20 protein-coding genes are annotated in these 26767 nt (G+C 37.6%); 17 read left to right on the top strand and 3 right to left on the bottom strand.

Annotated elements, in window-relative coordinates; genetic code table 11:
• Positions 1-87 precede the first annotated feature (87 nt).
• From IGJ50_RS14505 to IGJ50_RS14450, 12 genes are all read left to right on the top strand, one after another.
• The gene (locus IGJ50_RS14505) at positions 88-1047 is read left to right on the top strand and encodes a LacI family DNA-binding transcriptional regulator (protein WP_069641146.1); all 960 of its coding nucleotides are present in this window, start codon (positions 88-90) and stop codon (positions 1045-1047) included.
• 79 nt (positions 1048-1126) lie between these two features.
• The gene (gene rbsK, locus IGJ50_RS14500) at positions 1127-2008 is read left to right on the top strand and encodes a ribokinase (RefSeq protein ID WP_429951061.1); all 882 of its coding nucleotides are present in this window, start codon (positions 1127-1129) and stop codon (positions 2006-2008) included.
• Positions 2005-2394, top strand: a complete 390-nt coding sequence (gene rbsD, locus IGJ50_RS14495) for a D-ribose pyranase (RefSeq protein ID WP_069641148.1) — start codon at positions 2005-2007, stop codon at positions 2392-2394. The genes rbsK and rbsD overlap by 4 nt, the downstream gene beginning before the upstream one ends.
• 20 nt (positions 2395-2414) lie before the next feature.
• Entirely contained in the window at positions 2415-3896 is a 1482-nt protein-coding gene (locus tag IGJ50_RS14490) for a sugar ABC transporter ATP-binding protein (RefSeq protein ID WP_429951058.1), read from the top strand.
• Between the two features lie 2 nt (positions 3897-3898).
• The gene (locus IGJ50_RS14485) at positions 3899-4843 is read left to right on the top strand and encodes an ABC transporter permease (RefSeq protein ID WP_069641150.1); all 945 of its coding nucleotides are present in this window, start codon (positions 3899-3901) and stop codon (positions 4841-4843) included.
• A 22-nt stretch (positions 4844-4865) separates the two neighbouring features.
• On the top strand, positions 4866-5801 hold the full coding sequence (locus IGJ50_RS14480) for a D-ribose ABC transporter substrate-binding protein (RefSeq protein ID WP_429951055.1): 936 nt from the start codon (positions 4866-4868) through the stop codon (positions 5799-5801).
• A gap of 319 nt (positions 5802-6120) precedes the next feature.
• A complete protein-coding gene (locus IGJ50_RS14475) occupies positions 6121-7068 on the top strand; it encodes an ABC transporter permease (RefSeq protein WP_069641152.1) in 948 nt (315 codons plus the stop codon).
• Positions 7069-7082: 14 nt separating this feature from the next.
• On the top strand, positions 7083-8003 hold the full coding sequence (locus IGJ50_RS14470; protein WP_069641153.1) for a carbohydrate ABC transporter permease: 921 nt from the start codon (positions 7083-7085) through the stop codon (positions 8001-8003).
• Between the two features lie 121 nt (positions 8004-8124).
• Positions 8125-9591 (top strand): ABC transporter substrate-binding protein, encoded by a 1467-nt coding sequence (locus IGJ50_RS14465; protein WP_429951053.1) that lies wholly within the window; start codon positions 8125-8127, stop codon positions 9589-9591.
• A gap of 175 nt (positions 9592-9766) precedes the next feature.
• The gene (locus tag IGJ50_RS14460; protein ID WP_207120398.1) at positions 9767-10381 is read left to right on the top strand and encodes a YesL family protein; all 615 of its coding nucleotides are present in this window, start codon (positions 9767-9769) and stop codon (positions 10379-10381) included.
• Positions 10374-12098, top strand: coding sequence for a sensor histidine kinase (locus IGJ50_RS14455; RefSeq protein ID WP_429951052.1), 1725 nt, complete (start codon positions 10374-10376; stop codon positions 12096-12098). Before IGJ50_RS14460 ends, IGJ50_RS14455 begins: the two co-directional genes overlap by 8 nt.
• A 110-nt stretch (positions 12099-12208) precedes the next feature.
• On the top strand, positions 12209-13705 hold the full coding sequence (locus tag IGJ50_RS14450) for a response regulator transcription factor (RefSeq protein WP_429951051.1): 1497 nt from the start codon (positions 12209-12211) through the stop codon (positions 13703-13705).
• 57 nt (positions 13706-13762) lie between these two features.
• On the opposite strand, the gene IGJ50_RS14445 is transcribed toward IGJ50_RS14450, so the two are convergent.
• Complete coding sequence (locus IGJ50_RS14445) at positions 13763-15904, bottom strand: GH92 family glycosyl hydrolase (protein WP_429951049.1); 2142 nt, start codon at positions 15902-15904, stop codon at positions 13763-13765.
• The gene (locus IGJ50_RS14440) at positions 15905-16942 is read right to left on the bottom strand and encodes a GntR family transcriptional regulator (protein ID WP_429951047.1); all 1038 of its coding nucleotides are present in this window, start codon (positions 16940-16942) and stop codon (positions 15905-15907) included.
• 161 nt (positions 16943-17103) lie between these two features.
• Here IGJ50_RS14440 and IGJ50_RS14435 point away from each other — a divergent pair, with 161 nt between their 5' ends.
• The 4 genes from IGJ50_RS14435 to IGJ50_RS14420 all read left to right on the top strand — a co-directional run bounded on the left by IGJ50_RS14435 (position 17104) and on the right by IGJ50_RS14420 (position 24978).
• Positions 17104-18393 (top strand): glycoside hydrolase family 125 protein, encoded by a 1290-nt coding sequence (locus IGJ50_RS14435; RefSeq protein ID WP_429951046.1) that lies wholly within the window; start codon positions 17104-17106, stop codon positions 18391-18393.
• 24 nt (positions 18394-18417) lie between these two features.
• Entirely contained in the window at positions 18418-21108 is a 2691-nt protein-coding gene (locus IGJ50_RS14430) for an alpha-mannosidase (RefSeq protein WP_429951044.1), read from the top strand.
• A gap of 18 nt (positions 21109-21126) precedes the next feature.
• Positions 21127-22014, top strand: a complete 888-nt coding sequence (locus IGJ50_RS14425) for an ROK family protein (protein ID WP_207120403.1) — start codon at positions 21127-21129, stop codon at positions 22012-22014.
• Positions 22015-22236: 222 nt separating this feature from the next.
• A complete protein-coding gene (locus IGJ50_RS14420; protein WP_429951042.1) occupies positions 22237-24978 on the top strand; it encodes an endo-beta-N-acetylglucosaminidase in 2742 nt (913 codons plus the stop codon).
• A gap of 76 nt (positions 24979-25054) precedes the next feature.
• On the opposite strand, the gene add is transcribed toward IGJ50_RS14420, so the two are convergent.
• Positions 25055-26062, bottom strand: a complete 1008-nt coding sequence (gene add, locus IGJ50_RS14415; protein WP_207120405.1) for an adenosine deaminase — start codon at positions 26060-26062, stop codon at positions 25055-25057.
• A gap of 193 nt (positions 26063-26255) precedes the next feature.
• Here add and IGJ50_RS14410 point away from each other — a divergent pair, with 193 nt between their 5' ends.
• Entirely contained in the window at positions 26256-26741 is a 486-nt protein-coding gene (locus tag IGJ50_RS14410) for an AmiS/UreI family transporter (protein ID WP_069641164.1), read from the top strand.
• The last annotated feature ends 26 nt before the right edge of the window (positions 26742-26767 follow it).

Here is a 26767-nt window from a genome sequence, read left to right as displayed (position 1 = left end):
GACATTGTTTTTTTATGGTCCAACTATCTTTTTACAAGCGTTTCCTCTAAAATAAAGATACGAGAAAACAGGACAGGGGTGCCTTAAATGGTAACAATCAAAGATGTAGCAAAAAAAGCTGGTGTATCTGTTGCCAGTGTTTCCAGATATATCAATAAAAATGGCTATGTAAGAAATGAAACTGGGGAAAAAATTGCAGAAGCAATAGATGAGTTAAACTATGTGCCAAACGAAGTAGCACGTTCTTTATTTCAAAAAAAATCAAAAATCATAGGAGTTTTGTTACCCGATATTGCCAATCCCTATTTTCCTTTATTGGCAAAAGGCATTGAAGAAACGTTAATTAAAAATGGCTATATGATGTTGCTAGCAAACACATCGGATTCAAAAGAACAGCTACAACAATACATCACGACCTTCATCCAAAATAATGTAAGTGGAATCATCACAGCGTTACCAATTGAACCTTTAACGGATATTTCAGTTGTTGGCATCGACAGAGTGTACGCTGGTGATTTTAATAAGGTATTACCAGATGATTATTTAGGTGGCAAGATAATCGGGGAAGAAATTCTAAAGACGAACTTTGAAAATATTTTGATCATCACTGGGGATTTAGCCTTTCAGAGTGCGAAGAAGCGATTGAAAGGACTAAAAGATGCTTTAAAAGGACAAACAGATCATTACCAAGTATTTGAAACAAGCTCATTCAACGTCAATGAAGTGGATAAAATTTCAGATACCTTTTTTAAAGAGTACGAAAATGTAGATACGGTGATTGCCTCGAATGACTATCTAGCATTAAAAATTATGCAAAAAGCGCAACAAAAAGGGTTATCGATCCCTAAAGACCTACAAATAATGGGTTATGATGGGATTCCTTTTTCAGAGATGACGTATCCTAAATTGACAACCATTAAGCAACCAGTTTATGAAATAGGGGAAACGGCTGCATCACTCATGATACAGCTTTTAGCAGGAGCAGCAGGGGAAAAACAAGAAAAAATCTTACCGGTCATCTTGCAAAAAGGAGAAAGTTTACGCTGAAAAGGTTTACATTTTCGCCGAATGGTGTTAATGTGTGCTTATAGGTAACCGGTTACACATTGTGAATGGAGATGAAATAATGAAAAAAGTAGCAGTAATTGGCAGCATATCAACAGATTTTGTTGTAACAACTAAAATTATTCCAAATCAAGGAGAAACGTTGGTAGGAGAGAGTTTTCAGACCTTTTTTGGTGGTAAAGGAGCAAATCAAGCAATCGCTTTAAGCCGTTCAGGTTTAGACGTTTCAATGATCGGAGCAGTAGGGAAGGATGTTTTTGGTCAAGCACTGATCGATAATTTAAAAGAAAATGGCATCAACACAGATATGATTCAAACCGTTGATACTGCAGAGAGCGGCTCTGCACATATCCAAGTAATGGATGGTGACAATCGGATCATTATTATTCCAGGAGCCAATGATCGACTATCCATTGATGTTGTGAAACAGTACCAACAACAACTTCAACAAATGGAAATGGTCATTTTACAAAATGAAATTCCGGTAGAAACGATTGAGTATATTATTGATTTTTGTGCAACTCAGCGTATTCAGGTATTATACAATCCTGCGCCAGCCAAAGAAATCTCAGAAGAATATATCGAAAAAGTGACGTATCTAACCCCGAATGAGCATGAAGCAGTATTGCTATTTGGAAATAAAGAACGAGCAGAAGTATTGCGAAACTATCCGAATAAATTGATCATCACCTTGGGCGATCAAGGTGCAACGTTCTTTGATGGTGAAGCAGAAGTGATCGTACCTGCACAAAAAGTAGCAACTGTTATCGATACAACAGGCGCGGGGGATACCTTCAATGGTTATTTTGCAAAGGGAATTTTAGAAGGACTAACAATTGCAGAAAGTCTGAAACTTGGGAATGCGGCATCAGCCATTGCAATTCAAACAAAAGGTGCCCAAAACGGTATTCCGATGTATGAAAAGGTGGTCGCTAGTTTATGAAAAAAAGAGGGATTTTAAATTCTGAGATCGCTAAAATTGTGGATGATCTTAGACATACGGATCGGATTATTATCGGTGATTGTGGCTTGCCTGTTCCAGAAAATGTCAAGCAAATCGATATTTCTTTAAAGCAGGGAACGCCATCATTTTATTCTGTTTTGGAATTGATTTTAGAAGAGGTAGCGGTAGAAAAAGCTGTATTAGCAACCGAAATCAAGGAGAACAATGTTGAATTACATGGACAACTAAAAGAGTTGCTCCCAGAGATTGAGTATGTTTCTCATGATGAGTTTAAACAACTTAGCAAAGAAGTAAAAGCTGTGATTCGAACTGGAGAAGATACACCCTATGCAAATGTGATTTTACAGTCAGCGGTAATTTTTTAGAAAATGAGAGGGGTAATCTCATGGAAGTTAAAATGATAGGAATCAGTAAAAGTTTTGGAACGAATAAAGTGTTAGAAGGTGTTGATTTCGAATTAAGATCAGGAGAAATACATGCGTTGATGGGGGAAAATGGTGCCGGCAAATCAACATTAATGAATATTTTGACAGGCTTGCATAAACGCGATGCTGGAAAAATCTATATTGATGGAACAGAACACTATTTTAAAAATGCCAAAGAAGCAGAAGAATTCGGCGTAACTTTTATTCACCAAGAAATGAATACGTTTTCTAATATGACGGTATTGGAAAATATGTATCTTAATCGAGAATTAAAAACAAAGTTAGGATTATTGGATAACAAGAAAATGGCAGCAGAAGCCAAGAAGATATTCAATGAACTGCATATCTCATTAAACTTGGAAGCGCAAGTTGATACGTTATCTGTAGGGCAACAACAAATGTTGGAAATTGCTAAATCACTGATGACAAATGGAAAAGTGTTGATTATGGATGAACCGACAGCAGCATTGTCAGAAACGGAAATTGATAATTTATTTACAATCATTCGTGGATTAAAGAACAACGGGGTAGCAATTGTTTATATTTCTCATCGGATGGAAGAGATTTTTGCCTTGTGTGATCGGATTACAGTGATGCGTGATGGGATATCAGTCAGCACCCATCAAATTTCTGAAGTCAATGTGAATCAAATAGTACGAGATATGGTAGGGCGTGACATTGGAGACTTTTATCCAGAAAAAACAACCCCGATCGGTGCTATAAAATTTGAAGTAAAAAATCTAACGTCTACCGGTCTATTTGAAAACGTTTCATTTTCAGTTAGAGAAGGAGAAATACTTGGTTTCTCAGGATTAATGGGGTCGGGAAGAACTGAAATTATGAGAGGAATCTTTGGGATTGATCGCTATGACTCTGGCGAAATTCGATTAAATGGAGAGCAAATCACTATTCGTAAGCCCTCTGATGCAATCAAAAAAGGCATTGGTTTTCTAACAGAAAATCGCAAAGATGAGGGATTGATCCTTGATTTTAGTTTGGAAGATAATATTGTGCTTCCTTCAGTGGATGAATTTAGTAAGCGAGGGTTGCTGGGGCAAAAAACAATAGATGAATTTGTGGCGTTATTACTCAAACGTCTCGTAGTGAAGGCAGAAAATAAGGATGTCCCTGCCAGTAGTTTATCAGGTGGTAATCAGCAAAAAGTGGTATTAGCCAAATGGATCGGGATAGGTCCCCAAGTGCTGATTTTAGATGAGCCGACTAGGGGTGTAGATGTTGGTGCAAAGCGCGAAATTTATTTATTGATGAATGAATTAGCACAACGTGGTGTGGCGATCCTCATGATTTCCAGTGATTTACCAGAAGTAATGAGTGTCAGTGATCGTATCATCGTGGTGAGAGAAGGACAACTCGCTGGAGAAGTTTTAAAAAGCGAAGCAACACAAGAAAAAATTATGAACTTAGCTACGGGAGGGAATTGAGCATGGAAAATATAAAAAAGAAAAAGATTGCCTTAGGATCATTAGGCCCATTACTTGCATTGGTCGCTTTAGTGATCGTTGTAACGGTGTTAAACCCTAGCTTTATTACACCCAATAATTTATTAAACCTATTGCGCCAAGTGTCAATTAATGCCTTGATTGCATTTGGGATGAGTTTTGTTATTTTGACGGGCGGTATTGATTTGTCAGTGGGCTCGACATTAGCTTTGTCGGGAGCGTTGACGGCAGGACTGATTGCTAACGGTATTTCTCCGATTTTAGCGATGCTGTTTGGTATGATTTTGGGCGCTTTTTTAGGAATGGTCAATGGACTTTTGATCACGAAAGGGAAAATGGCACCATTTATCGCGACTTTAGCAACAATGACGATTTATCGTGGTGCGACACTGGTTTACACCGATGGTAATCCAATCACAGGAATTGGTAAAAGTTTTATTTTTCAATTTATGGGCAAAGGCTATTTGTTTGGCGTACCGTTTCCGATCATTGTTATGTTGGTATTTTTCTTCTTATTATATATGTTGCTTCATAAAACTGCGTTTGGAAAAAAGACCTACGCGGTCGGTGGAAATTTAAAGGCCGCAGAAATAGCTGGAGTGAAAACAGACCGAATTCAAATTATCATTTATACGATTTCAGGATTGATGGCGTCAATTTCAGGGATCATCCTCACTTCTCGTTTGAATTCGGCGCAACCTACGGCAGGTCAATCTTATGAAATGGATGCAATTGCTGCAGTTGTGTTAGGAGGGACTAGTTTATCAGGTGGAAAAGGGCGTTTATTTGGAACCTTGATAGGTGTGTTGATTATCGGGACAATCAATAATGGCTTGAATTTATTAGGGGTATCCAGTTTCTATCAACAAATCGTCAAAGGATTAGTGATCATTGTCGCAGTATTGCTAGACCGAAAACAAAATAAATAACTAAATAAAGGAGAAGATGACTATGAAAAAATTGTTCATTTCAATGATGGCAGCAAGCTTACTTTTATCAGGGTGCGGTGCAGCAACTTTAGGGAATAATGAGTCTAAAGAAGATAACAAAGTGGAAGAGAAAAAAGCTGGAGAGCTAAAAGTGGGCGTAAGTATTTCTACATTAAATAATCCATTTTTCGTTTCAGTTAAAGACGGGATCACTACGCTAGCAAATGAAAATAAGACAAAGACGATTGTTTCCGATGCGCAAAATGACGCTTCAAAACAAAGTAATGATATTGATGATTTAATTCAACAAAACGTCGATGTCCTGTTGGTTAATCCCGTTGATTCTTCAGCGATCCAGCCAGCAGTGGAAGTTGCTAATGAAGCAAATATTCCAGTGATTACGCTAGACAGAAGCTCGGATGGAGGGGATATTTTAACGTTAGTTGCATCTGATAATGTCAAAGGTGGAGAAATGGCCGCAAGCTTTATCGTGGAAAAAGTTGGCCAAGGCGCAAAAGTGGTTCAACTTGAAGGGACTCCTGGCGCTTCAGCTACTCGTGAGCGTGGAAAAGGCTTTGAAACTATTGCCGAAAAAGAGCTGAACGTGGTACAAAGTCAGTCCGCTGATTTTGATCGCGCTAAAGGATTGAGCGTTATGGAAAATATGTTACAGTCTAATTCTGATATCACGGCTGTGTTTGCTCAAAATGATGAAATGGCACTTGGTGCGGTGGAAGCATTGAAAGCAGCGGGCAAAAAGGATGTACTTGTTATTGGATTTGATGGTAATGAGGATGGCGTAAAAGCAGTAAAAGATGGAACAATGGCCGCAACCGTTGCTCAACAACCTGTTGAGATGGGGAAATTAGCATTACAAGCAGCATATGATCATTTTGAAGGGAAAAAAGTAGAAAGTAAAATAGATTCACCATTGGAATTAATGAAAGCAAATAAATAGTCAATTCTGAGAAAAAAACGCACGCTCTGATTCTGCTAGATAATCTAGTGGGAGAAAGACGTGCGTTTCTTTTTTAGAAAGGTTTGTTCTAACTCTTTGTAATTAAGGTATGTTAAAAATATAGAAAACGTGCGATTAGTTTAATAAGCGTGACTATTTTTCTCTTGATTATTGTGCCGTAAGAAAATGGCGATTGAGTTTGTTTTATTTAGATGAAATCTATATTTTTTATAACAATACCTATATTTTGTTTATTCTTATCCTTTTTTGAAAGCGCTACAATATTAATGTAGACAATTTAATGAAAGGAGTTGGGGAAATGAAGAAAAAGTCAAAGAGCTCGCTTTTTTTTACGAATGTATGGCGATATAAAGCGTTGATCTTAATGGCGATTCCAGCGATGGTTTGGATGATTTTTTTCTTTTACATTCCAGTTTTGACCAATGTGGTAGCTTTTAAGGATTTCCATATTTCACCAGATGGATTTATTGCTAGTTTAAAAGCGAGCCCTTGGGTTGGCTTAGAGAATTTCAAGTTTTTATTTTCTTCTAATGATGCCTTTTTGATTACGAAAAATACAGTGTTGTACAACGTGACTTTTATTATTTTGAACCTTGTCATTTCTGTATTTTTTGCAATCGTGATGAGTGAACTGCGGAATAAGCGTTTGGTAAAAGTCTATCAAACAATGTCTCTTTTGCCGTACTTCTTATCATGGGTTATTATTGGGTATTTTGTGTATGCCTTTTTAAGTCCAGATAAAGGGATTTTCAATCAATGGATTGTAGGTCAGGGCGGTACGCCAATCAATTGGTATAGTGAACCGAAATTTTGGCCGTTTATCTTGATTTTTATCGGAACATGGAAAGGAATTGGGTATAATAGTATCATTTATTTTGCCTCGGTTATGGGAATCGATCCTACTTATTATGAGGCCGCAATGGTCGATGGTGCCAGCAAATGGCAGCAAATCAAGAATGTCACGATTCCTCAATTATTGCCGTTGATGACGATTATGACGATTTTGGCTGTGGGCAATATTTTTAGAGCTGATTTTGGTTTGTTCTATAATGTTCCAAGAAATTCCGGTTCCTTGTATCAGGTCACCTCTGTTTTGGATACGTATATCTTTAACGGATTGACTGCTACAGGAGATATTGGAATGACAGCAGCGGCTGGGTTGTATCAATCAACAGTCGGTTTTGTCTTATTGATGATTACAAACGGAATCGTTCGTCGCTTTGACAATGATTCGGCATTATTCTAAGGAGGGTGAAAACATTGAGGAAAAAGCCAGTTTCAAAAGTAGCAATTCGGTCGTTTAATCGACCTGTCAATTTATTTTTTAATGTGTTGATCGCAGTTTTCGCTCTATCTTGTATTTTGCCGTTTCTATTTGTTGTGGCAATTTCACTTAGTAATGAAACAGCATTAGCCGCTCATGGGTATAGTTTTTGGCCTAAGGAATTTAGTATTTTCGGCTATACTTATTTATTTGATCAGATGCAAGAAAAAATCTTTCAAGCATTATTTGTAACGGTTTTGGTAACAGTCGTTGGAACCTTGATCAATAGTACTGCAACGTCATTGTATGCTTATGTGATTTCAAGATCTAATTTTCCGTTTCGTCGTTTTTTTACGATATTTTGTTTGATTACGATGTTATTTTCTCCAGGGATGGTGGCGAATTACTTAGTGATGACGAATTTACTTCAATTGAAAGATACGATTTGGGCGTTGATTTTGCCAATGGCGGTCAGTCCGTTTAATATTATAGTGATGCGGACCTTTTTCAAACGTTCAGTGTCTGATTCGATCATTGAATCAGCTCGAATCGATGGTGCTTCTGAGATGCGGATTTTTATTCAAATCGTGTTGCCACTAGCCGTTCCAGGGATTGCAACAATCAGTCTATTTGCCGCTTTAGGGTATTGGAATGACTGGTTTAACGCACTTTTATACATTCAAAAGGATAGCTTGGTTCCACTGCAATATTTATTGATGAAGATCCAAAATAATATTCAATATCTGACCCAAAATGCTGGAGCCAGTAGTCAATTATCTGGTGGGATGGCGGCGATACCAGGAGAATCAGCGCGAATGGCGATTGTCGTTATTTCAACATTGCCGATTGCGATCAGTTATCCATTTTTCCAAAAGTATTTTGTCAAAGGGTTAACGATTGGCGGAGTTAAGGAATAAAAAGTTCGCTCATTTAGCTTTTGCTTTAAAACAGAGTGAATAAAATGAGCGGACGTTGAAATTTACAAGCTGAAGAGACGTGGAATGTTGTTACTATTTTAAATTACGAGGAGGAACAGTAATGAAGACGTGGAAAAAAGTAGTCGGTTTAAGTACAGCAGTTGTTCTTTTAGGGGCGTTAACAGCCTGTGGCGGAAGCGGTAAAGAAAAAACGGATGGAAGTAGTAAAAAGACGGATGAGAATACGTTATTGATGTATCAAATTGGAGATAAACCGGACAATTATGATGCATTGATGGAAGTGGCGAATAAGAGAATCGAAGAAAAAACAGGCGTTAAACTAAATATCCAATACATTGGTTGGGGTGATTACGAGAAGAAAATGAGTGTGATTGTCTCTTCGGGTGAAAATTATGATATTGCGTTTGCTGATAATTATGTACCGAATGCGCAAAAAGGTGCCTATGCCGATTTAACAGAATTAGCGCCTAAGTTTGCCAAAGATGCATACGATCAGTTAGATGAAGCGTATATCAAAGGAAATTTAGTAGATGGTAAGTTATATGCATTCCCTGTAAATGGGAATGTTTACTCGCAACAAGTATTGACATTCAATAAACAATATTTGGATAAATACAATTTATCGATCGACAATATCAACTCTTACAAAGATGCTGAAAGTGTCCTAAAAACGTTCCATGAAAAAGAACCGAATATCGCAGCATTTGCGATCGGTCAAGGGTTTAAAGCACAAGGAGACTTTGATTTTCCAATCGGAAATGGCTATCCATTTGCTGTCGACTTGAATGGTGATACTAAAAAAATCGTCAACCAATACGAAAACAAAGACTTTATGGACGTGCTGAAAACAATGCATAAGTGGTATCAAGCGGGGTATATTCCATCAGATGCAGCGACAAGTAATACAGAGTTTCCATTAGAAGGAAATACATGGTTCATTCGTCAAGAAACACAAGGGCCTTACGATTACGGTGATACGATTTTGAGCAATGCTGCGGGACAAGCGTTAGTTTCTAAAGCCTTTACGGTACCATTGAAATCAAGTGACCAAGCTCGAATGGCCAATTTTGTTGTTTCAAATACCTCTAAAAATAAAGAAAAAGCAGTAGAAGTACTAGGACAAATCAATAGTGATCCAGAACTGCTAAATGGTTTGGTCTGGGGCATTGAAGGCGAAGCTTGGGAAAAGATAGACGGTAAAGAAGATAAAATCAAATTGCTAGAGGGGTACAAACCCAATACGCATTTACCAGCTTGGAATACTGGAAACAATAGAATCTTATATACACAAGATACGATTACAGATGAAATGATCAAAGAACGCGATGAATCGATTGCGAACGCTGAAACTTCCCCAATTTTAGGCTTTAACTTTGTGACATCAAATGTGAAAACTGAAATGAGTAATATCGCTAACGTTATGAGCCAATATTTAGATGGCCTAAATACAGGGACTGTTGATCCAGAAGAAACAATTCCTAAACTGAAAGAAGCACTTGCTAATGCCGGTTATGACAAAGTCTTGACTGAAATGCAAACCCAATACGATGACTTTTTGAAAAAATAAAACTCGGATAATAGCTGGAACCAAGTGATTCGATGATTCATCGTCTTTACTTGGTTCTTTTTTGAAAAAAAAAATTCAGCATAAACTGCGTAGTATATTAGAGACAGCAGTTTTTATATTTGGAATATCTTGAAGAGTTATTTATTATAGTAAAGAAGTAGAAAGGAAGAATTAGATGGTTGGAAAAGCGTTAGAAACGTTATTTATTAAAATTTGGGTCATTATAAAATTGAATTTATTCTTTTGGCTATTTAGTTGCTGTGGTTTACTCGTAGCAGGCATAGGACCAGCTTTGAAAACAGTGAATGAACTATTTGTCAGTCATGAATTTGAGTATAAAGATAGTACCTTGAAAGAAGGTTGGGATTGTTTTAAGCGGAATTTTATCAGAGGGAATGTCCTTTTTTATGGAGCTGTTTTGCTGTTAGTGACCTTGGCTTATAATTTGTTTTTATCTGTTCAAATCCAAGGACTGGCCTTTTTGATGATTGATTTTCTTTTGGTTTTTGCAATGGTTTACGCAGTTGTGACGTTTCAGTACACTTTGTTATTAGATAGTTATTATGAGATCGGATTAAAGAATTTGTTGAAGCTAGCTTTTATTTCAACGTTATCTAATTTTACCAATCTCTTGAAGATTGCACTTGGTCTTTGCTTGATTTTATTCATTACCTGGAAGTTCAAAGGACTGATTTTATTCGGAACGTTTTCTATGATTCAAATTTGGAGCTTTACGGCAACAAAATCATGGCGACAAACGATCGATCAACGATTGGAACTCCATGCGTAAACGAAAACCTTCTTTCTTTAATGAAAAAACGCTACTGAACCGATTACTCAAAAATTATGCATTGATCCTCGTTTCCTTGATTTTAGTCGGCATGTTCAGTATTGGGATGAATACCTATTGGCAATCGATGGGAAGAGGGAAAGTCACTGCGCAGGAAGCTGTTGATACAATTAGTCGTTCGATCAATGATAAGAATTTACAAGGAAAAACCATGCTGAATGAGCTGAAAGAAAATCAAGAGAAAATCAATAGCTTAAATCGTTATATGGATACTCCGATTTCAGATTATTTGACTTATTCATACGATCAACAATTAGAAACTGGAAATTATTTATTTTTACCTGGCCAAGTTAAAAATTTTTATACCATGTATGATAACATCGAATCGATCATCATTGTATTGAATAATTATAATGACTACTACCTTTCGACCGCACAAGATAAAAGCGGTAAGAAAATTAATGGAACACCTCGTCTAAATAATAAGTTTTATTTAGCCTATCCGATCACGAACCCAGTGACATTAGAAGTGCTAGGAAGTTTTTATGTTGAGTTTTCTCAAAAAGATATTCTTGATAGTTTGACTCATTTAACGACATTTGATGGATTATCAGCATATGTATTTTCAAGTACAGGAAATCCATTATTGACGTATACGGAAAAAAACAATACGTTAGATCAACAATTGATTCAGCAAAAAATGAAAGAAACCTCTGTCTTACCACTTCAAAAATTAATGGAAAATAATATTTTGGAACATATCCAAACAGCAAGTGAGTTTGAAATTTTAGTGACGATTTCTAAGGAAAAGATTCTGACACATGTTCTTTTTGAACTACGTATTTTGATGCTAGGCGGTTTAGTGCTGATTTTAATACTGTTATACTTACTTTATCGCACATTTACTAAGTATTCTCAGCAAGTTGATATTATTATGGGGGCAATGGCACTCGTTTCTGAAGGAGATTTAAATACCCGAATCAATGAACAGGAGACTCAGTTTGAATTAAAAGAGCTTTCTAAAGGTATCAACACGATGTTGGATAATATAGAACAATATATTTCAGATATTTATAAGTTGGAAATCAAGCAACAAGATGCGCATATGAGAGCATTACAGTCGCAAATCAGCCCCCATTTTTTATATAACACGTTAGAGTATATTCGTATGTATGCGTTAAGTGAAGGAAGCGAGGAGTTAGCGGACGTTGTATATGCATTCTCAACTTTATTACGGAACAATACCGATCAGGCTAAGACCACGACCCTAGAAAAAGAGCTAAGTTTTTGTGAAAAGTATGTATACTTGTATCAAATGAGGTATCCGGATCGAATTGCGTATCACTTTGAGATCGATGAGGCATTAAAGGATCTTGTTTTACCAAAATTCTCGGTTCAGCCCTTGATTGAAAATTATTTTGTTCACGGCATCGATTTTTCTAGAAATGACAATGCTATTAGTGTGAAAGCGCGTTTAGTTGATGGGCAAGTGAAGGTTTTGATTCGTGATAATGGTAAAGGAATCTCTTTGCAAAAGCTAGCGTTGATTCAAAGCAAATTGAAGAGTGAGCAAATCGAACTGCACGATTCGATTGGATTGCAGAATGTAAATGAACGTTTGCGAGCTTATTTCGGCCCTTCATTTTTGATGACGATTACGCCGAATGAAACAAAAGGTATTGCAATTATGCTATCTTTCAATGATCCCCTTTCTTGAAAATAGTTGATTTTAAAAGAAATCATAGAAATGATCACTTCAAATAAGTCCTCATATTTCACAGCAAAATCATGTTGCGACAAGTAGTCATAAAGTAAAGGAGCAATCGAATGAATTACAATGTTTTACTGGTTGATGATGAATATATGATCGTAAATGGATTAAAAAAAATTATTTCTTGGGAAGCAGAAGGCTTTTCCATCAAAGGGACGGCACGAAATGCAAAAGAAGCATTAACAATGATGGAGACAGAGGCTATCGATCTGGTGATCACTGATATTACAATGCCGGAAATGACAGGGTTAGAATTTATTGAAGCTGCCCAAAAAGAGGCTAGAGAGTTTGAGTTTATGATTCTCTCTGGCTATCAAAAATTTGACTTTTTAAAAGGCGGTCTGCAGTTAGGGGCAATCAATTATTTGATGAAGCCTGTTGATAAGGTCGAGCTTTTAAAAAGTGTTAAAAAGGCAAAGAAACGTTTAGATGACCGTAGTCAGCAAGAAACTAGAAATGGTTTGTATAGTGAAATTTTATTATCTCAATGGGTGAATGGTGAAATCGACAAGGACAGTTATGAAGAGTTGGACCGATTGGTCAATACGGCAGAAAAATCAGAGTGGACTGTTTTATTGATAGAGGTTAATCGTGAGAAAAAAATCACCGTTATTGACTGGCTGGAAAACCAGCTGCAATCTTTATTGTTTACTAGAAATTTAGGGGATAAAAGTCTGATTGTACATATATTTAGAGGTGGCAAGTATCAATTGAACCAACTGCTAACGGCAAATCCTTTAAAAGCAAATGAAGACGATAGTTGGTTGATAAGTGTCGGCGAGACGGTTGGTGATTGGGAAGATGTACCGGATAGCTATGAAAAAGCAAATCAGACGTTGCAACGCTATAAATTTTATGAAGCAAGTGGCAATAATGTGTTATATTCTGTTTTTTCAGATGATTTCGATCTTTCAGCAGATATTATTAATTTTAATAAAACGTTGATGGTTGGAGATTTCACTACGATCGAGAGCACGATTGCTGAAATTTTTGCTAAAACGCAAAAAATTGGTGCCCGCCCAGAAGATGTTCGCCATATTACGTTTATGCTGTTTATGGATATCTATCGCCGCTTTAATCATTTGGATGAAGGCGAGTATCAACAAGTTCTAGATGATATCAATCATTCATCGAATGCTGATGAACTGCACGATATTTTATCGACTACAGTGACTCAAATCACACGGGAAAAAATAGCATATGACTATTCAGAAAATGTGCAAAAAGTGATTGATAAAATTCGTTCTGAGTATACAAGTGAATTAACGTTGAAATGTGTAGCTCAATCATTGCATCTTAATGTAATGTACTTGGGGCAATTATTTAAAAAAGAAACTAAGAAGAGTTTCTCTCAATATTTGAACCAATATCGTATGAAAAAAGCACAAAATCTGTTACTCTATACGGACGATAATGTAAATGAAATCGCTGATAAAATCGGTTTTAACAACAGTACTTACTTCTCTCAAATTTTTAAAAAAATGAATGATCTAACCCCTAAAGAATTTCGAGAAAAATATAAACATCATTATGATTCGGTGGGTGAAGAATAATCAAGCAAGCACAAGAACAGAACTCTTGTGCTTGCTTTTTTCGTAAATCAAACGCAATTAAATGCTAAATGGACGTTGCTCTTCTTTGTATTGTCTCGGTCTAGGTACGGTCCCTAAAGTAAAGTCGATCGTACCTCCATTCATCAAGCTAGCATGAGTGAACACTAATCCCTCGTGTAAAGAATCATTGTAATGAATATGGTCCACAAATTGTTGCTGTTCTTGATTTGGACTAGTCGAAATAGTCAAGGTTTCACCAGTAGATAAATGAAGAATAGCTTTATCAAATAAAGGCATCCCGATCACATATTCACCTGAACCAGGACAAACAGGATAAAACCCTAATGAACTAAAAATATACCAACTAGCCATGCTGCCATTATCTTCGTCTCCTGGGAAACCAGTAGGACTATCATTAAATTCTTGGGTCATCAATTGTTTTAGCAATGGCTGAGCAAACTCTGGCTTTCCAATATAGCTAAATAAATAAGGAAAATGGAAGCTAGGCTGATTAGAAATGGCCAATTGACCAAACTCTGTGGCAGCCATTTCACTCATTTCATGAATTTCAAACCCGTATCCATCAGCAGAAAAGACAGGTGCTTGATTACATAAATCGATCAATTTCTCTTGGAATTTGTCTTGGCCGCCGAAAGCAGCAATCAAGCCCTTGAAATCATGATATACAGCAAAACTACTCTGCCAAGCGCTACCTTCAGCATAATCTTCGCCCCAACGATGGCTGTTGAAGGGTTCTTTGAACCTACCGTCTGTGTGTTTCGCCCGCATAAAGCCAGTGTTAGGATCGAAAATAGATAAATAATTCTTGGCTTGTTTTTCATAGTGTTCAGCAGTCGTATGCTCTGCCAAGCTTTTAGCAACTTGGCGAATACAAAAGTCACTGTAACAATAATCTAAGGTATGATTTACTGACTCGTGATAGTTAGCAGGCACATATCCATAGGTTAAATAATCGTTGGTTCCTTGTCTACCGTAGTTTGAATTCTCGCTTTGAATTGTTGCCCCTTTGATCATGGCCTCTAAAAATTCAGGCATCAGATCAGGACGGATATCTTTCACTGCGGCATCAGCTACTACCGCATCAATCAAGGTTCCGGGCATCAAGCCACGTTCATCAGGTGAAAGCCATTTAGGCAAATAGCCGCTTTCTCGATAACTATTTAAAAAACCTTCCAGCATTTCTGCATATTTTTCTTGAGCGATCAATGAATAGAGCGGATAAACAGTCTTATAAGTATCCCAAAAGCCGTTATTTGTATAAAGAAACCCTGGTTTTACTTCTTTAGCCAACGTATCATAATGAATAATTTTCTCGTTAGCATCTTTTTCATAAAAGGTTTGCGGGAATAAAAAAGCACGATATAAATTATGATAAAAAGTCGAGCGACGTTTGGTATTTTTATCTTGGATATCGATTTTACTTAAATAATGCGACCATTGTTCCTCAGAATTTTTGAGATAATCTTCAGGTTTCCAATGAATTTCACGAGATAAGTTCAGCTTGGCTTGATCGCAGCTTATAAAAGAAGTGCCAAATTGAACGGTTTGTTCTTGAATATCGCCAAAAGTAAAAGCAATACAGTCATCTTCTCCATTTTTTTTAATAGGAGTTTCAAAAGTTAATGGTTGCTGAAAGTGAAGCGTAAAATAAAATGAAAAATGAGAATCCTCACAACCTGCGTAGTTTATTATAGAGCCGGAAACTGTCTGGTCATCTTCTACCGTCAGTTGATATTTTCCAGGTAATGAAAGTAACAGATTTGCATTCGGCTGACTATAGCGAACAGTCAACACACCTCCGTACATACTAGGGATTATGCGTGTAGTCAATTGATATCGTTGTTCTTTAATTTCTAAATAGTCAGGTCTGAAAACGCTCTTATTTGGTCGGTAAGAAGATTGGGCATGAAAGAGTGTCTGTTCTTTCAATTGACCGTTAAAAGGTAATAGCACAAAGTAACTGAAATCCCCCATCCAGGGACTCGGCTGATGTGTTAGTCGAAATCCCTGAAAGACGGGGTCTCTGGGGTTGAACCACCAGCTGCCATTCTCTCCATTCGTTTGAGGGGCAAAATAATTCATGCCCCAAGGAACACCTGTATAAGGCAGGCAATTGCCATTGGAAAAAGAGTGCTGATTATCTGTTCCGTGTCTAGTATCGATCAATGTTGGGTTCATCTATTGATTCTCCTTTGTTGAGTGTCGAATGATTTGTTTTACAGGGATTTGCTGGTCAGTCGGGACTTTATGTTTTTCAATCCAGTCGATCAGCATTGTCCCAGCAAGTGTCCCCATGCCTTTAAAATCTTGTGCAATGGTTGTTAGTGATGGGTCGATCAATGAAGCTGCCTGAATGTTGTCGAAGCCGACAACTGACAATTGATTAGGTATATCAATATTCGCTCGTTTTGCCAGATTCATTAAAGAAATTGCCACTAAGTCATTCTCGCAGACCACTCCTGTAATGGCATTTTCGTGTAAATAGTGAATGACATCAGCATTAAAAAAAGATTGTTTATCCGTTAACGCAGTATGGAACGATAAATGTTGTTCTTTTGTTGCATGGATGTAGCCTAAATAGCGTTGACGTACCGATTGCGGCAAGGTAGTTTCACCAAAAATATAAGCAATTCGTTGATGCCCTAGCTCTGCTAAATAAGTTGTTGCCATCACACCACCTGAAAAATTATCCGATTGTACTGTTGGATAAGATAGATCATGAATTTTTTTATCTAAGATAATAACTGGAAACTCCTGAATGGATAGCTCAAACAGTGTGTCTAGAAAGTCTTCTGTATTATGAGCATAATAGATCATTCCGTCAAAGTCTTCGATAATATCAGCTGCTTTTTTATTGATCAAAAATTCGGATGAAGACATGATCACTTCATATTGATGCTTACTTGTGACAGGTGCTAGACCTTCATTGAAGTTGCCAAGTGAAAGGTCATTTACAAAGGGGATTAAAAATAAGATACGAGCTACTTTTTTCTTCATGGGTTTACGCTTTTGGACATAGCTGCCTCTTCCCTGTATACGGTAAATCAAGCCTTGATTCTCTAACTCTGTGAGTGCACGTTTAGAGGTAATACGGCTGACGTTATAGGTTTGAGATAATTCCTTTTCTGTAGGAAGTTGTGCATTTTCCTGCAAATTACCAGTTTCAATAGCATGTAATAAGTCATCGATAATTTTTTTATATAGTGGTTTAGACATAGTTGTTCTCCTAATCGTTAAATGATATATCATTAAAGGTAGTTTAACATAGAAAGAAAAAGAGTTCAATTCAAAAATAGTAGAAAAAACAGTGGACAAAACGCTTTCATTAGCATATACTTTCGTTGTTAAATGATATATCAACTGACAAGGAGGCTATTATGATTTATAACAAAATACCGAACTCTGTACAAGTTTTTATGGATAAGATGACTCAGTTGTGTGGAAAAGAGCATGCAGGTTGGGCTGAGAATTTTAATGCAGCGTTTGCGAATACTCTGACTACTACAGTTAAGAAGCAAGACGATGGAACAACCTTTTTGCTGACAGGAGACATTCCTGCGATGTGGCTGAGAGATTCAACGGCCCAAGTTCGCCCTTATTTAGTGGTTGCCAAAGAAGATGAAGAACTTGCAGAGATGATTTGTGGATTGGTTCAACGACAATTTTTCTATATCACGATTGATCCTTATGCGAATGCCTTTAATGAAATACCGAATAGTGCGGGGCATCAAACGGATCACACTAAGATGAATCCTTGGATCTGGGAGCGAAAGTATGAGATCGATTCACTGTGTTATCCAGTTCAATTAGCCTACTTATTGTTTAAAAATACTGGATACACAAAGCAATTTGATGAAAACTTCGTTGAAGGTGTGAAGCATATTTTGAACGTTTTCAAAACGGAGCAAGAACATAAACATTCCCCTTATACCTTTGAACGTGACACAACTCGATTAGAAGATACATTGCCGAATAAAGGGCGCGGCACTGAAGTTCATCTGACAGGGATGACTTGGTCAGGTTTTCGTCCTAGTGATGATTCGTGTCGCTATGGTTATTTAGTGCCGTCCAATATGTTTGCGGTCGTTATCTTAGGATATATTGAAGAAATCTTTACGGAAGTCTTGTCTGATGCAGAGATAGTGAAACAAGCTGCTATCTTGAAAAGAGAAATCGATGCTGGGATTCAAAGATATGGAAAAACCCACAACCAGCTTGGGGAGTCTGTGTACGCTTATGAAGTAGATGGTCTTGGTAACACGAGTATTATGGATGACAGCAATATCCCTAATCTACTTTCAGCTCCTTATTTAGGATATACAGAAATTACAGATGTAACGTATCAAATGACGCGCAAAACAATTTTAAGCAAGGAGAACCCTTATTTTTACGAAGGGAAATATGCAAAAGGGATCGGCAGCTCTCATACTCCAGAAAATTATATTTGGCCGATTGCATTAGCAATGGAAGGTATGACCACAAATGACAAGTCTGAGAAAGAAAGAATCTTAAATTCCTTAGTTGCAAATGATGGGGGTACTCATTTGATGCATGAGGGATTTGATGTGGATGATCCTTCTAAGTACACACGTGAATGGTTTTCTTGGGCAAATATGATGTTTTGTGAATTAGTGATGGATTATTTTGATATACGAGTTGAGCGATAAAAGAATGAAATGGAGCGTGAAATCATGAAGAAAAAAGTTTATATTATCTCGCATTCTCATTGGGATCGTGAATGGTATCTGCCTTATGAGCAGCATCACATGCGTCTAGTAGAATTAATGGATGATGTCTTAGAGTTGATCGAAACGGATTCTGCTTTTGATAGTTTTCATTTAGACGGGCAAACAATTATTTTAGATGACTATTTACAAGTAAGACCAGAAAAAAAAGCAGCAGTTCAAAAAGCCATTACAGAAGGGAAACTGCGGATTGGTCCGTTTTACATTTTACAAGATGGCTTTCTGATCAGCTCTGAATCGAATGTTCGAAATATGTTGATTGGCAAAAAAGAAAGCGATAGATGGGGAGCCGCTGTCAGATTAGGGTATTTCCCAGATACTTTTGGCAATATGGGTCAGACACCGCAAATGATGAAACAAGCAGGCTTAGATGCTGCTGCTTTTGGTAGAGGGGTAAAACCAGTCGGCTTTAATAACGAGGTGTTGGATGATGAAAACTATACTTCTCAATATTCAGAAATGTGGTGGCAAGGACCGGACGACAGTACAGTTTTAGGATTATTATTTGCAAATTGGTACAGCAACGGCAATGAGATACCAGCAGAAAAGGAAGCGGCGTTAGCCTTTTGGACGCAAAAATTAGCAGAAGTTGAAAAATTTGCATCAACGGATCATTTATTGATGATGAATGGTGTTGATCATCAACCTGTTCAAAAAGATATCACAAAAGCAATAGCTTTAGCAAATGAACTATTTCCAGAATATGAATTTATCCACTCGAATTTTGATACGTATTTAAAACAAATGCAGCAAGATTTATCGGAGAAAGTTGGTACAGTTTATGGTGAGTTGACGAGCCAGGAGACAGACGGCTGGTTTACTTTAGCTAATACAGCTTCGGCAAGAGTTTACCTGAAGCAATGGAATACAGCTGTGGAACGTCAATTAGAAAATAGAACAGAACCTTTGGCAGCAATGGCTTACGAATTGACTGGCAATTATCCTCATGACCAATTAGATTACGCATGGAAACTATTGCTGCAAAATCACCCTCATGATAGTATTTGCGGCTGTTCTGTAGATGAAGTTCATCGTGAAATGATTCCAAGGTTTGAAAAAGCCAATGAAGTTGGGAAATATTTGGCAGAGGAAGCGTTATCTCAATTAGTTATCGCAGTAAATACAGAAGATTTTCCAGAAAAAAGTCATCCATTTGTTGTGTTTAATACTTCTGGCTATCAAAAATCAGAGAGCATAAAAGTACGCATTGAGATTGAAAGAAAACCATTTAAAGAGGGAATTCCTCATGAACTATGGGAAGGGCTAGTTGATAGTGATACTCCTGCATTTGCAGTAATCAATACACAGGGACAACAAATTTCAGCGACTGTTTCAAAACCAGAGACTTGCTTTGGTTATGAGTTGCCAAAAGATCGTTTTAGAGTCCCTTATATGGCTAAATATGTTGAAGTAGAGCTGTTGATAAGTGATATGGCGCCTTTCTCATGGGCTACATTTGCATTACAGCCAACGGAAAACTTAGATGTGGAAATAGATTCTATGATCAAAGATTCAAAGAATTATGTTCTGGAAAATAGCTGTCTAACTGTAACAATCAATGAAGATGGAACCCTTGAAGTATTGGATAAGTCTTCAGAAAAGAGCTATGACAACTTATTGTTGATTGAAGATACAGGAGACATTGGGAATGAATATATCTTTAAACAACCAGAAGGAACAACGCCTATTTTGTCTAAGCATCATCCCGCAGAAATTTCAGTAGTAAAAGATGAATTATTCATAGCGCAAATTAAAATCGTTCAACAAATGTTAATCCCAGAAGCAGCAGAAGATTTACTAGAACAAGAGCAAAAGGCAGTTGTAGATTTCCGTTATCGCAAAGCTGGCCGTTCATCAAAGATGAAAGAATTAACGATTGAAACGCTAGTAACGATGGAAAAAGATTCTTCGCGCTTAAAATTTGAAACGACATTGGATAATCAAATGAAAGATCATCGTCTGCGGATATTGTTTCCTACAGGAATCGAAACACAGACCCATGAAGCTGATAGTATTTATGAAGTGGTTACTCGACCAAATCAAGTAAGCAAAAGCTGGGAAAATCCAACCAATCCCCAACATCAGCATGGGTTTGTTAATATCCATGATGAGGAATCTGGAATAACGGTTTCTAATTTTGGCTTGAATGAATATGAAGTATTACCGGAAAATAATACGATTGCATTGACTCTTTTAAGAGCAGTCGGAGAAATGGGAGATTGGGGGTACTTCCCAACACCAGAAGCACAATGTTTAGGGACACATACGTTCCACTATGGCATTGACTTTCATAGCGAAAAGGAAAGACGGTATGCTACGTATCAACGAGCTTATGCTGCGCAAATTCCCTTTAGTGTGAAACAAACGTCAAGACATGCAGGTTTATTAAACGCGAAGGATGCTTACTTAATGATTAAAGGGGAGACATTCGCAGTAACCGCAGTGAAAAATAGTGCGGATGATGATGCACTTGTTGTCAGAGGCTTCAATATGAGTGGGAACCAAGCTCAGATTGAAATAGAAAAAAATGGGAAAGAGGTGGCACACTTATTGAATTTGCTAGAAGAAAAGCAACATGAAGAAGTGGTGAAACAATTGAAGCCTTACGAAATTCGAACGATTGGTTTTGATCGCTAAGGACAGGAGGAAAGCTAGATGACGTACTATGGATCAATCGAAGCTGGCGGTACAAAATTTGTCTGTGCAGTCGCAGATGAGCAATTAAACATTATTGAACGAATCAACTTACCAACGAGGTCACCGAAAGTAACCTTGGATGAAGTTTTTGCATTTTTTGACGCGTATCCGTTAATAGCACTTGGGATAGGCTCGTTTGGACCTATTGATGTTAATAGTAAGTCTAGTACTTACGGATATATCACCTCTACACCGAAACCAGGCTGGCAAAATATCGATCTTTTAGGGTCCTTAAAAGAGCGCTATCAGGTTCCGGTTGCTTGGACGACGGATGTTAATGCAGCAGCGTATGGCGAAATGCATTTAGGTGCAGGGAAAGATACTGAAAGCTGTATCTACTTGACGGTAGGCACAGGTGTTGGTGGAGGTGCTGTTGTCAATGGAACCGTTCTGCAAGGATTTAGTCATCCAGAGATGGGGCATATCTCTGTTCAACGTTATCCAGGTGATACAGTAGAAAGTGCATGTCCGTACCATGATAATTGTTTAGAGGGATTAGCAGCAGGTCCAGCATTGGAGAAGAGGACCGGAATCAAAGGGCAGTTACTAGAAGCGACGCATGATATTTGGGAAATTGAAGCCTTTTATATTGCACAAGCGTTGATGAATTATACACTAACATTGTCGCCAGAAAAAATTATTTTAGGCGGCGGTGTTATGAAACAGACGCAACTGTTTCCAAAAATCCGCGCATCGTTAGAAAGGCAATTGGGCGGTTATGTAGCGTTGCCTGTGTTAGAGGACTATATCGTAGGGTGTGATTTAGGAGATAACAGCGGGACAATGGGTTGCTTGCTTTTAGCTAAAGAGAAATGTGAAATTAAATCAGATGAATTCGTAAGCTGATGCACAGGGAATTGTCTATATCTTGATTAAGTAAAACGATAGCTGGATTATTGGTCATAATATTCAATAGTCTAGCTGTCTTTTTTTTCTACAAAAAGAACCTATACTTTTTGATACAAATGCTATAGTTTCTCTATTTATAAAAAAGATGGAAAGCGTTATCATTTTCAGGAGGATGAATAATGCTGGAATTTAGGGAAAATGATTAAGGGGGTTCATTCATTGAAAAGAAAAACTTTGAAACATGTGTGTTGTAGTGCAGCTGTTGTGTTCACTCTATTAGGCGGTGCATCGGTATCAAGGGTTTATGCAGAATCGCTAGAATCAAGAAGTAATAAGGAAATAGCTATCCCGTTGTTTGATCAAGTACCAGAAGCGACAGCCTTATTTCCAGATACGTTACTCAGCTGGGATGCTAAAAACGATCCTGACGCACCATTTAATAGTTCTAAAGTTCCTTTAGCGACTCGTGTGCAAGGAAAGAAAATGAATGTAGATCAGAGTACAGAAGCCAAAGTTCTGTCAATCGCAATTGTTAATCGGCATACGAAAGGAACGCCATCACAAGGTGGTACAGATAAAGCGGTCTACAATTTTACAAATTGGCAGTATGTGGATACATTAGTTGCTTGGGCGGGTTCTTCTGGTGAAGGAATCATAGTTCCACCAAGCGGTGATATCACGGATGTAGCCCATAGAAATGGCGTGCCGATTGTTGGAACTGTTTTCTTTCCGCCAGAAGCTTATGGTGGTAAAAGTGAATGGGTAGAGCAATTCGTACAAAAAGATCGCACAGGAAAATTTCCAATGGCAGATAAGTTGTTAGAAATGTCGGCAGCCTATGGTTTTGATGGATGGTTTATCAATCAAGAAACCAATGTTGATGCACAAACAGCGACTGCTATGAAAGAATGTATGAGCTATTTACAAGCTCGTAAACCCAAAAAACAGCAGGTTATTTGGTATGACTCGATGATTCCAACTGGTGCTGTTGATTGGCAAGGTGCCCTAAATGAACAAAATCAAGGATACTTCCAAGAAGGGAAAAAACGTGTTTCGGATAAAATGTTTGTTGATTTCCGCTGGCAGAATCTTGAAACATCAAGAGCAAAGGCGGTTCAGCTGAAGCGTGACCCATATGATTTATTTGCAGGCATCGACGTTCAAGCGAACGGCATAAATAGCCGGCGAAAACCAAGTAGCATTTTAGGGGAAAATGGACAACCACTTCTCTCACTAGGACTGTACTGTCCAGATTGGACACTACGTGATGGCGGTCAGTACGATGTTGATCGTTATTGGGAAAACGAAACATTACTTTGGATAAATTCACAAGGAGATCCTCGCTCGGTAGAAAGTGCTAAAAGTGAGTGGCAGGGCGTTTCTAGATATTACGTGGAGAAAACACCCATTACAAGTGTACCGTTTTTAACAAATTTTAATGTTGGAAATGGGGATGGTTTTTATTTAGATGGTACAAAAGTCAAAGAAGGAAGCTTTAATAATCGTAGTATTCAAGACGTTATGCCTACCTATCGCTGGGTTATTGACAATGAAGCAGGCAATCAACTTGAAGCAACAATCGATTATAAAGATGCATTTAATGGTGGTTCGTCGATCAATTTATCTGGAACGATGACCGCTGACAAACGAACGTTTATTCAATTATATGCTTCTCAATTGAAAGTGAGCGCCTCTGAGACAGCCGCTGTCGTGACAAAAGGAGCAGACAACGTATCTTTAGTTTTAGAACTTAAGGGAAAAGAAAAACCAGTGACGATTCAAGGTGAACAACAAATGTTGGCAAATGGCTGGGTACAAACGACATATTCCTTAAAAGCAGCAAGCGGCAAAGCAATTACGGCTATTGGCTTGGATATCAAGAATAATCAGACAGGTCCGGCTTCAATTCGTTTGGGGCAATTAAGAATTGGAAAAGAAAAAAAAGTATCAATCAGTCCAGTCAGCAAACTTACCTTTTCAGGAAAAACAGTTATTGATGATTTAACAGAAAGTATTCGTATACGTTGGGAGACGAAGGGGAAAAACACTAACTCTTATCGCATTTACCGAAAAGTGGCTGGGACATGGCAGTTTGAAGGAGAAACAGCAAACAACTCCTATACATTATTAAATCAAGAACGAATAGAAGATACTGCGAATTATCGTGTAGTTCCAGTTGATCATTATGGTCGAGAACAGCAAAGTAAAGGGACCACAGCTGTTTATCCATTTGAAGTGCTAAAAAAACCTGAGATAGCGATTAATGCTAGCAGCACATTAGTTTCTGTAGGAGAAACAATCACTCTAGATGCAACGGTTTCTAAATCTACAGAAACCGTGAACTGGGAAGTGGTTGGTGCAACACCAGAAACTGCTTCTGGACAAGAAATGACACTATCCTTTGCCAAAGCAGGTACGTATTCTGTAAGAGCAACGGCAGTTAATGCTTCAGGTGAGACTGAGATCATCAAGGAAAAGTATCTTTACGTTTATGATCAAAATACTGGGATTAAAATAGAGAATCTATCAGTATTACCAACAACTACTGCGGACCAAGGCTCTGGTTATACAAATGAAGGAGAAAGCTATCGCTTTGCTTTAGACGGGAACTTGAAAACGAAATGGTGTGATAATAGCAGTGACAAACCTTGGATGATTGCTGATTTAGGCACAGTAAAAACAATTGCTGGATTTGAATTATTCCATGCTGGCGCAGGTGGCGAAAGTTCAGAATGGAATACGAGGGAGTATGATATTTCAGTAAGTGATGACGGAAGCAATTGGAGAACTGTTGTGCAAAAAAGAGGGAATATCTTAGATCATAGCAAAGATGCAATTGGCTTAGTGGAAGCAAGATATGTCAAGCTAGTTTTAGAAAAGGCAGAAAAAAATGGGAAGACAGCTAGAATTTATGATTGGCAAATCATTGGTGTTGACCAAACAGGTATTGTTAAACCGTAGTATTGGTATTTCATTAACTTAAGAAAAAAATAGGCAGAAGAATTGAGTAGCGGTTCTTTCTGCCTATTTAGGTTAGCTAATAATTGTTCGTCAATTGTTCATGCAAAGTTCTTTTTTCTTCATCAGAGATGAAAGCACCATTGATCGCATTATGATTCAATTGTTCCATGTCCGCGTATGTGATACCGTACCATTCATAAAGCTTCATAAATTCGTCGGTCAATGTTGTATTCGAAACGGTGCGATTATCCGTATTGATACAAACCTTGATTCCTGCATCAAGAAACAAACGGAATGGGTAATCCGCTAATGTAGTAACAGTTTTAGTTTGAAAATTACTTGTGGGACACATTTCGATTAAAATATCTTTTTCTTTTAATAATGGAAAATAGTTCGGAGAATCTTTTACAGCAATCCCGTGTCCAATCCGTTTAGCGCCTAAATAAACAGCATCAGCGACATTTTGACCACATCCACATTCGCCAGCATGTAATGTTAAAGGAATCTTTAATTGCTCAACAAGACCTAATGTCTCTTCGAAGGTATAGGGCGGAAAATCTAATTCGTTGCCTGCCAGATCAAATCCCACGATGCCATCTGTTTTGAACGTATCGGCCAATTGAACGATTTTTGCGATATCAGACAACTCTTCATGGCGCATACCGCATAATAATGCATTACTTTTTACCCCAAATTGTTGTTGACCTTGCTCCAGACCAGCTAATACAGCGGTTATGACCTTAGGTAAAGAGAGACCTTTTTTTGTATGTAAGGAAGGAGCAAACCGAACTTCGATATAATAGATATTCTCTTCAGCGGCTTGACTGATCACGTCAAATGCAGCAGCTTTTAGCGCAGATTCTGTTTGCAGACAGGTCAAAACTAGATCGAAACGCTCTAAATAGTCGCTCAAATTTTGGCAATCTTGAGGAGCAACTAACAGATTTTTCAATTGGTCTTGTTCAGAAGGTAAATAAATGTTATGTTGAAGGGCTATTTTTCGTAAAGTTTCTGGGCGAATTGAGCCGTCTAAATGACAATGCAACTCTATTTTTGGTAGTTTTTTGACGCGTTCACGTTTCACAGTATCATCCTCTCTTTTTTGTTGAAATTTTGTGGTCTTCTTCAATCAGTATTTTGAAGACTTTAACACGCGTTGTACACTCTGTCAATAAGAGTCGTGGTATACTATAAAGACGAGTAGATTTTTCAGAGGATTTAAAGTACAAGGGGTTCTTAAAAACACTCTTTTTTATTATTTAGTTGGAGGGATTTTTTTGTTAGGAGTAGGGCTCTTATTTGTGGCGATTACCTTGATTAGTAATGGATATTGCGGCTTGGTTGGAGTAGATAAAAAATCGACTGGTCTATTAAATTTGCTGACAGGAAGTTTGTCTTTTATTATCAATACCCTTTATTTATCTCGAGGTGCTTATTATGACGCGGGGACTGGTTATTTATTTGCGTTCACTTACTTGATGGTCGGTCTGATTTATGTGTTTGATTTAGATATGCGGATTTATGGAATATTTGCTTTATTTGTTGCGATAAATACGATTCCAGCGGCATACATTTCGTTTACAGTAGATGGCGATTGGCGTTTTGCTTTGATTTGGTTGTCTTGGGGAATTTTATGGATGACAGGCTTTATTGAATATGTTTTGAAAAAGAAAATTGGAAAGCCAGTCTTGTATTTCGCGATTTTTGAAGGAATTGTTACCTGCTGGATTCCTGGTTTATTGATGTTGACGAATAATTGGTGAAAGTTGACTAGAAAATAATTGTTAAA

Origin of the sequence: Enterococcus sp. AZ101 (assembly GCF_050499005.1) — a bacterium.
Classification (GTDB): domain Bacteria; phylum Bacillota; class Bacilli; order Lactobacillales; family Enterococcaceae; genus Enterococcus_L; species Enterococcus_L ureilyticus.
The sequence above is the reverse complement of the archived record's forward strand: the minus strand, read 5'-3'. Positions and strand labels throughout refer to the sequence as shown.